The 12,713-nt window shown below is 29.0% G+C and carries 9 protein-coding genes and 1 tRNA gene; 7 read left to right on the top strand and 3 right to left on the bottom strand.

Features of this window, described 5'->3' with window-relative positions:
* Nucleotides 1–17 precede the first annotated feature (17 nt).
* Nucleotides 18–3,263 carry a cytochrome c biogenesis protein gene (gene ccsA, locus AJ888_RS08140; protein ID WP_070296233.1) on the top strand — a complete coding sequence of 1,082 codons (3,246 nt, stop codon included), beginning with the start codon at nucleotides 18–20 and terminating at the stop codon, nucleotides 3,261–3,263.
* Between the two features lie 15 nt (nucleotides 3,264–3,278).
* Nucleotides 3,279–3,728 (top strand): hypothetical protein, encoded by a 450-nt coding sequence (locus tag AJ888_RS08135; protein WP_079860744.1) that lies wholly within the window; start codon nucleotides 3,279–3,281, stop codon nucleotides 3,726–3,728.
* A gap of 2 nt (nucleotides 3,729–3,730) precedes the next feature.
* Here the strand turns inward: AJ888_RS08135 and AJ888_RS08130 are convergent.
* From AJ888_RS08130 to tgt, 3 genes are all read right to left on the bottom strand, one after another.
* Nucleotides 3,731–3,807, bottom strand: a tRNA-Arg gene (locus AJ888_RS08130).
* Nucleotides 3,808–3,859: 52 nt separating this feature from the next.
* Entirely contained in the window at nucleotides 3,860–4,627 is a 768-nt protein-coding gene (locus tag AJ888_RS08125) for a magnesium transporter CorA family protein (protein WP_002861747.1), read from the bottom strand.
* A 1-nt stretch (nucleotide 4,628) separates the two neighbouring features.
* Nucleotides 4,629–5,750, bottom strand: coding sequence for a tRNA guanosine(34) transglycosylase Tgt (gene tgt / locus AJ888_RS08120; protein WP_002861746.1), 1,122 nt, complete (start codon nucleotides 5,748–5,750; stop codon nucleotides 4,629–4,631).
* 29 nt (nucleotides 5,751–5,779) lie between these two features.
* On the opposite strand from tgt, the gene AJ888_RS08115 reads away from it, so the two are divergent.
* From AJ888_RS08115 to AJ888_RS08095, 5 genes are read left to right on the top strand one after another with little or no spacing between them, the layout of a single operon-like run.
* Nucleotides 5,780–7,180, top strand: a complete 1,401-nt coding sequence (locus tag AJ888_RS08115) for a COG3400 family protein (protein ID WP_002861745.1) — start codon at nucleotides 5,780–5,782, stop codon at nucleotides 7,178–7,180.
* 45 nt (nucleotides 7,181–7,225) lie between these two features.
* A complete protein-coding gene (gene aroB, locus AJ888_RS08110) occupies nucleotides 7,226–8,281 on the top strand; it encodes a 3-dehydroquinate synthase (RefSeq protein WP_002861744.1) in 1,056 nt (351 codons plus the stop codon).
* Entirely contained in the window at nucleotides 8,278–9,849 is a 1,572-nt protein-coding gene (locus AJ888_RS08105; RefSeq protein WP_002861743.1) for a mechanosensitive ion channel family protein, read from the top strand. The genes aroB and AJ888_RS08105 overlap by 4 nt, the downstream gene beginning before the upstream one ends.
* Nucleotides 9,846–11,096, top strand: a complete 1,251-nt coding sequence (gene mtaB / locus AJ888_RS08100) for a tRNA (N(6)-L-threonylcarbamoyladenosine(37)-C(2))-methylthiotransferase MtaB (RefSeq protein WP_002861742.1) — start codon at nucleotides 9,846–9,848, stop codon at nucleotides 11,094–11,096. The genes AJ888_RS08105 and mtaB overlap by 4 nt, the downstream gene beginning before the upstream one ends.
* 3 nt (nucleotides 11,097–11,099) lie before the next feature.
* Nucleotides 11,100–12,710, top strand: coding sequence for an AAA family ATPase (locus AJ888_RS08095; protein ID WP_002861741.1), 1,611 nt, complete (start codon nucleotides 11,100–11,102; stop codon nucleotides 12,708–12,710).
* Nucleotides 12,711–12,713 lie beyond the last annotated feature (3 nt).

The raw sequence follows: 12,713 nt of genomic DNA, 5'->3' as shown, positions 1-12,713 counted from the left end.
AATTTAAAGGAAAAAGAATGAAAAATATAATAAAAAGCATAGGGGATTTAAGAGTTTCGGTTGTATTGTTTTTGCTTTTCGCGCTTTTTTGTGCTTTGGCAACTTTTATTGAAAGTGCTTATGGAACTCCTACGGCTTGGGCAATGGTTTATGATACTTTTTGGTTTGAATATATACAACTTTTACTTGGTATTAATTTACTATGCGGGATGTTTCGTTATAAAATGTTTGGGCTTAAAAAATTGCCTTTAATGATTTTTCATATTTCTTTTTTATTTATTTTAGTGGGTTCTGCAATGACAAGATATGCTGGTTTTGAAGGTATTTTACCTATTAGAGAGCATACTCAAAATTCACTTATAGAAAGTTCTAAGACTTCTTTGCGTATTTCTGCTATAAAAGATGGAGAACGCTATAGTGCGGTTAATGATCGTTATATAGGAAATTTGCCTTTTGCTAATTCTTTTAAACTAAAACTTAATTTAGGTGATGATCAAGCTGTATTAAAATATAAAGATTTAATTTTAAATGCTCATTATACTTATAAAGAAAATAATAATTCTGATCCTTTATTGGTTTTGATGCTTTCTCAAAAAGGATCTCAAGGTGTTGATGTTAAATTTGAAAAAGGTGAAGTTAAGAATATAGAAGGGGTTAACTTTGCTTTTATGAATGATAATGTTAAAGCACCTTTTGTAAAAATTGATGAAAATTTAACTTTAAGTTCAAGTGAAAACTTACATTTTTTAAGTATGTTAGATGGACAAAATTTAGACCTTAAAATTGGAGAAAAGGCAAATGCTAAGGAAAGAAGACTTTATGAAATTAATGATATTAGTTTTGTAGTTAAAGCTGCTTCTTTGCATGCGCAAGAAGCTTTAGAAGGCTCCAATAGACCTCAAGATGAAAGTTTTTGGTTATGGTTTAAATCTGCTTGGTTAGAAGTGGGTAGAACTATGTTGATTTCTACTTTTGGCGAGCCTCAAAATTGGAAAAATTCTTTATTATTACATTTTAAAGATTTTGCTTTAAGCAATGAGAATAAAAACTTAGAATTAACTGGCTCTAATGCTTTAAAATTAGAATTAAGCTATAAAAATGAAAGTAAAGAATTTTATATTTTTGAATATAATAAACCTATTATGATAGAACTTGCAGGTCAAAAATTCTTTATTTCTTGGGCGCTTTCTTATGAACAATTGCCTTTTGATATTTATTTAAGAGATTTTGTATTAGATCGTTATCCAGGTTCTATGTCTCCAGCTTCTTATGCAAGTGAAATTACTGTAAAAAATAATAATGAAAATTTTGATTATAGAATTTTTATGAATAATGTTTTAGATTATGATGGCTATAGATTTTATCAAAGTTCTTATGATCAAGATGAAAAAGGGACTGTTTTATCTGTAAATAAAGATCCAGGCAAAATACCAACTTATATAGGTTATTTTTTGCTTTGTCTTGGAATGTTTATGAATTTTTTAAATCCTCATTCTAGATTTAGAACTTTGGCAAGATTAATCAATAAAGACACTTTAAAACATACAAGTGTGATTATTTTTATTTTATTGCTATCTTTTGGTTCTGAAAAGACTTTTGCTCAAGATTTAAATTCAACCTTACCTGTGGTAAATACTAATCATGCTAAAGCTCTTGCTACTTTAATAGTTCAAAAATCAGCAGATGGAAGAATGGTGCCTTTTGATACGCTATCAAGAGAAATTTTAGAAAAAATTCATCAAAGTGATAGCTATAAGGGTCAAAATTCTAACGCTGTTATGCTTTCCATGCTCGTTGATGTAGATAAATGGCAAATGGAACCTTTTATTTTAATGCCACAAAATCAAGCAGTTCGTGATACTATTGCAGATATTTTAGAAATTCCTAGTGCTAAATATATTTCTTATAAAGATTTCTTTGATGAGAATAACCGATATAAACTTCAAAAATATGTTGAAAATGCAAATCGTAAAAACCCAAATGCAAGAGGAGTTTTTGATAAGGAAATTATAAAACTAGACGAAAGAGCTAATGTTGTAAATTTAGTTTTTAGTGGTGAATTATTTAAATTTATTCCTATTCAAAATAATCCAAATAATGTTTGGCTTGCACCTTTTTCTGCTGTAACTACTCTTAAGGGGGATGAAGGGCATATTGTTTTGGCTTTAATACAGAATTATTTTAGTGCCGTGGAAAATGCTTTTAAAGATGGTAATTGGACTAGAGCTGATGAAGGCTTGAAATTTATCAAAGAATATCAAGAAAAAATAGGATATAAAGTCATGCCTAGTAAAACCAAAGTTGAAATGGAAATTTTTTCTAATAAGGCTGAAATTTTCGTTAAACTCGCTCCTGTATATTTAATTGCGGGTTTTTTACTTTTGATTCTTGTTTTTTCTAAAATGGTCGTACCGAATTTAAAAATCTCTTTTATATTTAAAGTGGTATATGTTTTAAATGTTTTAGCTTTTGTAATTCATACAGTAGGTCTTGGACTCCGTGCTTATTTATCAGGTCATGCTCCATGGAGTAATGGCTATGAAAGTATGGTGTATATAGCTTGGGCATTGTCTTTGTCGGGTATATTTTTCTCTAGAAAAAGTCCTATAGCCTTGTCATTAACTTCTATTTTATCCGGTATTGTATTAATGGTTGCACATTTAAGCGAAATGAATCCGCAAATTACAAATCTTGTTCCTGTACTCAATTCTTATTGGCTTAGTATTCATGTGTCTGTTATTACTGCTAGTTATGGATTTTTAGGACTTTGTGCTTTACTTGGTATCTTTACATTGTTCTTAATGTGTTTTCTTAAGAAAGATGGAAAATATAATCTTAATATTTTGAGAAATATTACAGAGGCTACAAGAATTAATGAAATGGCAATGATTTTTGGACTTTGTTTGCTTACTGTGGGAAATTTTTTAGGTGCAATTTGGGCAAATGAAAGTTGGGGGAGATATTGGAGTTGGGATTCTAAGGAAACTTGGGCTTTAGTTAGTATTTTGGTTTATGCAGCAATTTTGCATCTTAGAATGATTCCAAAATATTGTAATCAATTTGTGTTTGCTTTATGGAGTATGTTTGCTTATTGGGTTATTATTATGACTTATTTTGGAGTAAATTACTTTTTAACAGGACTTCATTCTTACGCTGCAGGCGAAGCGGCTCAAATTCCTAATTATGTTTATTGGGGATTTGCATTGATGGTGGTTTTAGCTCTTTTTGCAAGAAGGAAGCGAAATTTTGTAGGCAAACTGTAAATGAGCCATATTTTTTTGGTTATTTTTTGTGCTGCTTTAGCGCTTTTATTGTTTTTAGGCACGATTGCTTATCTTATTGCAAGTGATGGCAAAAAAACAATTAAAAAGCAAAAAACTAGCCAAAAGCAGCATGTAGCTGAAAAGACTAAAAAATTTGATACAGACTTAGATAAAATGATAATTACTGCTTCCGATGTTAAGCTAACAGATGTTGAATTAAAAGAACTTGCCAAACTTTATGTGCAGACACATAAACTTGGTTCAAAAACTTCTAAAGAATTAGATGAAGCAACAAAAAAGAAACTAGAATTTGTTTCTGCTTTGGCTGCAAATATTAATGCAAGTGCACAAACAGTCAGTTACTTAAATAAAGAACTTAAGAAAATTTCTGGATCTTACAAAAAAGAAATTGATGCTTACGAGCATATGGGATTAGCTAAAAGAAAAATTAAAGAAGATAAATAATATGGTGCGCTCAAGAGGATTCGAACCTCTGGCCTTTTGAACCGCAATCAAATGCTCTATCCAGCTGAGCTATGAGCGCAAAAATAAGTTAAAATTATATATAAATATTCTTAAAATAAGCAAAATTTTGCTTATTTTGTTTGTTTTTTAGCTTTTTTACCTTCATCTAAATCAAATTCTTTAGTCTTTTTTGAATGATAAAATATAAAACCTACAATCAAAATACAGCAAATCAAAGAAAAAATATAAAGTGTACCATAAGGGCTATCTTTGAAAAAAAGATTATTAGTATTCATTCCAAAAAATCCTACGATCAAATTTAAAGGCAAGAAAATAGAAGAAAGTATACTTAAAAGATAAATACTTTTATTCATTTTTTCATTTTTAATTGCACTTGTTAATGCATAAAGAGTATCAACTCTTGCTAGATGTTCTTTGGTGTTTTTGCTTAAGATGCCGATGGATAAATTTAAAATTTTTAAATGTTTTTTGTATTGTGCTTGTTCACTAAGCAAAAGACTGAAAGCTTCACTTAGAAGATTAATTTGCTTTAGATTTTTGTTGATTTTTTGTCTTAACACAAAGGATTTTTTGTAAAAATTTTTAACAAAACCACCTTTTAAGATAATACCTTCTTTGTGTTCTAAAAGGTTTTGAAAATGAGTATTTTGTACTTTAAAATCTTCTAAAATGGATTTAATAAAATTTGAAAATTCTTCTATGCTAGAAAGCTTAAATTCTTCATTTTGAAGTTTATAAATTTTTTCATCGTTAAAAAGCCAAGTTTCCAAATTTAATCCCACGTAAACAAAAATTTTTTGTCCATAAATTTCGCTATAGAAAGTTTCTAAATTCTTTGCTTGCAGGATTTTTTTTAGATTTTCGTGTAGCTCTAGCATTTTATTTGCCTCTTAAGTGATAAAAATTTCTTTTAAATTGCGTAAAAGAATTGTTTAAAATTGCCTCACGCATCTTTCTTGCAAGTTCAAGATAATAATGTAGATTGTGTAAACTTGCCAAACGAAAAAAAGTAAGTTCTTTAGCTTTAAAAAGATGGTTTAAATAACCCCTTGAAAAATTACGACAAGTATAACATGAGCAAGTAGGATCTATGGCTTCATGATCGTTGATAAATTCTGCTTTTTTGATATTAAATTTTCCAAAACTTGTGAAAAATGTTCCATTTCTTGCATTTCTAGTTGGCATCACACAGTCAAACATATCTACTCCTCGCTCAACATTTTCCACCAAATCTTCAGGCGTTCCTACACCCATTAAATATCTTGGACGATTTTCATCTAGATAAGGGTTTAAGTTTTGTACTGTTTCATACATCAAGGCGTTTTCTTCGCCCACGCTAAGCCCACCTATAGCTAAACCATCAAATGGCATTTCGTTTAAACTTAAAGCACAACGCTTTCTTTCTTCATAATTTGTACCACCTTGGATAATACCAAAAATATTTTGCCCTATACCTATACCTTTATTTTGCATACTTTTATGATAAGCAATAGCCTCTTTTGCCCAAAATATAGTACGATCAACAGAAATTTTAACCCTTTCTTTGGTTGCGGGTAGAGCTACTAAATCATCTAAAATCATCATAATATCAGAGTTAAAATCATATTGAGTATCTAAAACACTTTTTGGAGTAAAAAGATGACGACTCCCATCGATGTGACTTTTAAATTCTATGCCTTCATTAAAATGTTTGGAATTTTTACTTAAAGAAAAAGCTTGAAAACCACCACTATCGGTTAAAAAACTTCTATCAAATTTCGTAAAACCATGCAAACCTCCAAAATCTTTTACCACTTTGGAAGTTGGACGCAAGTACATGTGGTAGGTATTTGCTAAAATAATTTTTGCATCAAGCTCGTTTTTTATATCATTAGCATCAAGACTTTTAACCGCTCCTACTGTGCCAACAGGCATAAAAACAGGGGTTAAAAAAGTGCTGTGTGCGGTAGTGATTTCACAAACCCTTGCCATTCCATCTTTATGCTTTAATTTAAATTCCATTTGTTATAATTTCCTTTTTGGAGTTTAAAATGAATAATATTTTAATTATAATAGACGGTATTTTAGCAAAGCATTTCTTAGAAAGGCTTTGTTTTGAAAAAGGCTTAGGTTACTTTTTTACAGTAGTGTGTCAAAATAGTGAAAAAAATAACTTAAATATTTCTAGTGAGTATATTGACTTGCATTATTTTGATCCTACAAGCACAGCGCGTCTTGAAAATATTATGAGTAAAGATTTTAAACAGGCTTTTATTTATATGCAAGATGAATTTGAAACTAAAAAAAGTTATGAGGCTTTGCGTTCTTTAAATCCAAATTTAGAAATAGAAATAATGGATTTTTGGGGGTTAAGTGTTAATGATACTCATGCAAATTTAGCTGATGCTAGAATGACTTTAAGCCGTAGATTTATGGATTTTTTACCAGATATTGCTTTAACAGCTCAGTATATAGGGCTTGGGGTTGGAGAGATTATGGAAGTAAAAATTCCAGCAGGGTCTATTTTTGCTTATAGGCACATAAGTTCAATACAACAAAAAAGGTGGCGCATAGTCCTTATTTATAGAAATTCTAAGATTTATTTTGTAAAACCATCTTTTGTTTTAGAGCCAAATGATAGCATTTTGATCGTTGGAGATCCTGTTGTTTTACAAAGTATTTTTCATAATATAAGAGGCAAAGCAGGGCAATTTCCTATGCCTTTTGGAAGTAATGTTTTTGCTTTAATTGATATGAAAAATATGAATCAAAATATGCAAGAAAGAGTGCTTGATACTACTTTAAAATTAACTCAAAAAAGCAATGCAAAAAGATTTTTTATACATGTTATCAATCCTAAATTAGGGGTAATGTATGAAAAATTAAAAAAACTTTCTGAGAATAAAGAAGGTGTTTTTTTTGATTATTTCAACACGGATTTTAAACAAATTTCCACATGGTTGCAAAATAATGATATAGGATTAGTTGTAACCGATATAAAAAATTTTGAGAAAGAAAAACAAGCTTTTTTTGATTTAAAAATTCCTATTATGAAGGTGGGTGAAGCTTCTTTTGATGAGCTTAAAGAAGCGATTATTTTAAGTGCCGATGAGAGTGAACTTGAAAATAATGCAAATGTCATTGCTGATTTAAGTAAACAGCTTGATTTTGGAGTTATTTTATATTATTATAATCCAAATTCTCAAAATACTACAGATATGGAGGAGTATTTTAGAAGTTTATCTAAGCTTTATGATAAAAATATACAAATTATTAATAAAAATGATGAAAACCCTCTTTTAAATTTGCAATATCGCGAAGATTTGTTACAATTTGTGAGTTTTCAAAAAGAATTACTAAATAGAGATTTTGGCAGAAATTTAAGTACAAATTTAAATAGGCATTATTATAAAATGAGACAAAATTACCAACTTTTCATACCAGTAGAATAAATAATTAATTAAATGTGATAGAATAAACGCAAAAAGAGTAGTTCAATGCAAGTAGAAGTTAAGTTAAAAGAAAATGCTTATAAGGTTTATATTGATGAACTTGAAGAATTAAAATTTGATAGTAAGGTTTTTATACTTTCAAATCCTAAGATTTCAGGTCTTCATTTGAAAACATTACTTTCTAAAATTAAGGCAAAAGAAATTTTTATTGCTACTGTAAAAGATGGTGAAGAATATAAAAATTTAAGCACCATAGAAGAAATTTTAAACCAAATGTTTAATTCTAAATTGGATAGAAAAAGCGTGCTTATAAGTTTTGGTGGTGGCGTGATTAGTGATATGGGCGGATTTGCTGCTAGTATTTATCAAAGAGGTATTGATTTTATAAATATTCCTACTACACTTTTAGCTTGCGTTGATGCAGCAGTAGGTGGAAAAACAGGTGTTAATAATAATTTTGGTAAAAATCTTATTGGCACTTTTTATCAACCTAAAGCTGTATATTGTGAGAGTTCTTTTTTAAAGACTTTGAGTTCTAGGGAACTTGCTGCAGGTATGGCTGAATTTATTAAAATGGCGACAATGTTTGATGATAGTATACTTGATTTTATAGAAAAAATTGATGAAAAAAGTTTCTTAAATGCTACTTGCGAGAATGAAATTTTTACTCAAATTATAGCAAGAAGCATAGAACTTAAATCAAGGGTTGTTGAACAAGATGAAAAAGAATCAGGGCTTAGAATGCTTTTAAATTATGGACATACTTTTGCTCATGTCATAGAAAATTTTACAGATTATAAGTTTTATTTACACGGAGAAGCAGTAGCTATAGGTATGGTTATGGCAAATCAATTAGCTTTAAATTTAGGGTTTTTGGATAAAATGCAAAGTCAAAGAATAAAAGATATTTTACTTAAATTCAGTTTGCCAATATCATATAAAATCAACAATGTAGATGAATTTTATGAAGCTTTTTTCATGGATAAAAAAAGCTCTAATAAAAAAATCAATTTTGTTCTTGCTAGTCCTTTGGGTAAGGGTTTGATAAGAAGCGATATTTCTAAAGAAGATATAATTGCAACTTTAAGAGAATTTCAATGAAAAAAATTATTATTTTAACCTTTTTTGTTGTTTTTGCTTTTGGAGATGTAAATCGGACTATTATTAATAATATAAATGAGAAAATTAATACTTTAAATACTGTAATCAGTGCTAGTATTTGGAATATACGTTATGAAAATTTTATAAAATATCAAGATATAAATGATGAATTAATCATTTTAAATCTTAATTTAAAAAAGACTTCCGATATTCACCAACAAGAAGAACTTAAACGCAAGATAGCAAATTTAGAAGAGCAATTGAGCTTGCTTAAAGAATATAAAGATTTAAATTTTGCACAAAGTCTTAGTGCTCCTGATAATATAGAAACTTTATCTAAACTTACTAATCCTTTGGCTATTATAGGAGCTTTTTCTCATATTAAGAAATTAAAAGGAGAAAAGGAAGAGTATATATTTAAATTTAATGATTTTAAAAATTTAGTAGATAAAATTAGAGAAAAAAACTCAGAACTTAAGGAATTAGTTGAGCTTAAACCAAGTGTTGAGAATATAGAAGCTTTAAAGGCTTCGGATAAAAAATTAGAAGAATTTGAGCAAGCTTTAAATTTTGCTAGTGTTTCTTATTCTGTTTATGAGAAAAAAATTGATGAAGAGCTTTCTCGAGTAAGTGCTGAGATTAAAGTTCAAAGCTTAAGGGCTGTAAATATACTTGTTGCTATTGTTGTTGTTATAGCTATAGCTTTTATGTTGAAATTTATTGCTAAAAAATATATTAAAGATAGTGAAAGATATTATACTGCTACGAAGATTATTAATTTTATTAATATAAATATTATTTTTCTTATTTTGCTCTTTGCTTATATAGAAAATATTACTTATCTTGTAACTATACTTGGTTTTGCTTCTGCAGGCTTAGCTATTGCTATGAAAGATATGTTTATGTCTATGCTTGGATGGTGTGTGATTATTTTTGGTGGAAGTTTTAGAGTAGGGGATCGTGTAAAAGTTTTTCAAAATAATACTACCTATATAGGAGATATTATAGATATTTCTTTTTTACGCATTACTCTTTATGAAGAGCTTACGCTTGAAACTTATAGCAAAAATCGTCGTAGTGGGCGTATTATATTTATTCCTAACAACTATGTTTTTACAAATTTGCTTGCTAATTATACTCATCATGGTATGAAAACCGTGCTTGATGGCATTGATATAAGTGTTACTTTTGATAGTAATCTTGATAAAGCGCAAGAAATTGTGGAAAATATTGTTACACGCCATGCCAAAGGTTATACTGAGCTTGCTAGAAAAAATATAGCTCGTTTACAACATGAATATAGTATTAAAAATCCTAAAGTGGAGCCAAGGTTTTTTATGTTTTTTGAACATTGGGGAATGCGAATTTCTGCATGGTATATGACCAATGCTTATGCGGCTTTGGTATTAAGAAGTACGATTAGTAAAGAGATTATAAAAGAATTTAATAAGCATAAAGATATAAAAATTGCTTATCCATCGCAAAATTTATATTTAGGAAATTTAAATCAAAATCATTTTGAACAATATCATGAAAATATGCATTTTCATGCAAGGAATAAAGATTGAAAGAAAAAGTTTTTTTTAAAACCTTTGGGTGTCGCACAAATATTTATGATACAGAGCTTTTAAAAAGTTATGTAAAAGATTATGAGATTATAAATGATGAGAATAAAGCACAAATTATCGTTGTAAATTCTTGCACGGTTACAAATGGAGCTGATAGCGGGATAAAGTCTTATGTAAATACCATGCAAAAAAAAGGCATTAAAGTTATACTTACAGGTTGTGGTGCTGTAAGCAAAGGTAAGGAGCTTTTAGATAAAAAGCAAGTTTTTGGAGTGCTTGGAGCGTCAAATAAAGATAAAATCAATGAATTTTTAGGAGCAAAGACAAGTTTTTATGAACTTGGAAATTTAAATTTTATTGATAAAGATATAGTTTGTGAATATGAAAATCATACCAAAGCTTTTGTTAAAATTCAAGAAGGTTGTGATTTTGCTTGTTCTTATTGTATTATCCCTAGCGTGAGGGGAAAATCAAGAAGTGTGGATGAAAAAGCTCTTTTAAAACAGGTTGAAATTTTGGGAGCTAATGGTTATAGTGAAATTGTTTTAACAGGGACTAATATAGGTTCATATGGGCTTAAAAATGGCACAAGTTTAGGCAAGCTTTTGCGGAAAATGGGACAAATTTCAGGTATAAAACGCATAAGGTTAGGTAGTTTAGAACCCGCACAAATTGATGAGAGTTTTTTAGAAATTTTAGATGAAACTTGGCTTGAAAGGCATTTACATATTGCATTGCAGCATACAAGTGAAAAAATGCTTCGTATAATGCGAAGAAGATCGCATACGGATAATGATTTAAAGCTTTTTAATACTATAGCAAGCAAAGGATATGCTTTAGGGACGGATTTTATAGTAGCTCATCCAGGTGAGAGTGAAGAGCTATGGCAAGAAGCTTTGAAAAAATTTAAAGAATTTCCACTCACTCATATTCATGCTTTTATTTTTAGTCCTAGAAACAACACGCATTCTGCTACCATGAAGGATGTGATAAATGGAACTTTAGCTAAAGAAAGGCTAAACACTTTAAAATCCATAGTAGAAAAAAATAATTATGAATTTAGGAAAAAAAATCAAGTTTCACTTGAAGTTTTGATAGAAAATCAAAAAGATGGTTTTTTTGAGGGTTATGATCAGTTTTTTAACAAGATCAAAATTAAAAGTGATAAAGATATAGCTAAAGAATGGATTGTTATATCTGAATATGAAGTGCAAGAAAAGTCTAACTTTGCAATTTTAAAAGGCTAGATAATGAAAAATAAAAAGATAATTTTAGCATCTTTTATGGTTTTATGTATGCTTTTGGGAATTTTATATTTTAAAAATGAACCTAAATATATAGATGAAAATCTTTATCAAAGTCTATTAAGTCAAAATTTAATCCAAAAAGCTGTGATTGATAAAGACGAAATTTGGCTTAAGGCAGAAGGTGAAAATTACGTAATTATAAAAGATGGTATAGATATAAAAACACTTTTAGCAAAAGTTCCCGTAGAGGTTAAAAAAGATAACACGCTTTGGATGTTTTTTATTTTACTTGTTTTTATTATCGCACTTTTTATAAGTCTTGGTTATTTTGCTCGTAAAAAAGAGTTAGCTAAATATCCTATATCAAATAAGAATCACACTCAAGCTCAAAATTCAAATATAAATTTAGAAAGTTCTCATATAAAACCTGTGATTTCAAATATCACTTTTAATGATGTAGCAGGCGTTGATGAAGTTAAAATGGAGCTAAGCGAACTTGTGGATTTTTTACAAAATCCTAAAAAATATAAAGAATTTGGTGTAAAAATGCCAAAAGGTGTTTTAATGGTAGGCCCACCTGGTGTAGGAAAAACATTGATAGCAAAAGCAGTTGCAGGAGAAGCAGGGGTGCCATTTTTTTATCAAAGTGGTTCAAGTTTTGTTGAAATTTATGTAGGTATGGGTGCAAAAAGAGTTAGAGAGCTTTTTTCAAAAGCTAAAATGATGGCTCCTAGTATAGTTTTTATCGATGAAATAGATGCTGTAGGTAAAGCAAGGGGAGAAATGTCAAATGTTGAAAGAGATAGTACTTTAAATCAACTTTTAACCCAAATGGATGGTTTTGAGGATAATAGTGGGGTTATAGTTATAGCTGCGACAAATAAAATCGAACTTATGGATTCTGCTTTATTGCGTTCAGGGCGTTTTGATAGGAGAATTTTTTTATCTTTACCTGATTTTAAAGACAGACTTAAAATTTTAGAAATTTATATGAAAGATAAAAACAATAATGTCAATTTAAATAAAATCGCCAAAGCAAGCGTAGGTTTTAGTGGAGCAGGACTTGAAACTTTGGTCAATGAAGCAGCAATTAATGCTTTAAGAAGAAATAGTGCTTTAGTCGAGGAAAGTGATTTTTATGCTGTATTAAATAAAGTTCTTTTAGGCAAGAAAAAGATTTTAAGTTTTAATGATGAAGAGAAAAAAATTCAAGCCACTTATCAAGCTGCAAAAGCTTTGAGTGCGTATTATTTTGACATAGGATTTGATAAAATAACTCTCATTGAAGATCGTTTTAAAGAATATGAGCATAATATAAGATCAAAATCAGAACTTATCAATCGTATAAAAGTTTATTTGGCTGGTTCTAGGGCTATGAAATTAATTTACAATGAAAGTTATACTAACTCGCAAGATGATTTTTTAAAGATTAAAGAATTGCTTGATTATATGTTGAGTTTTGATATGTTAGAAGAACCAAAGTTAAGCAAACAAAAAAAAGAAATGGATGAATTTTTAAATTCTATGAAGGATAAAATTTTAAAATTATCAGAGCTTTTGCTTGAAAAAGAAAAGATAGAACATGATGATGTTAAAAATATAATGCAGATTTGATTA

Source organism: Campylobacter sp. BCW_6467 (assembly GCF_001762855.1).
Classification (GTDB): Bacteria; Campylobacterota; Campylobacteria; order Campylobacterales; family Campylobacteraceae; genus Campylobacter_D; species Campylobacter_D jejuni.
This window is presented reverse-complemented; position numbering and strand designations above follow the sequence as displayed.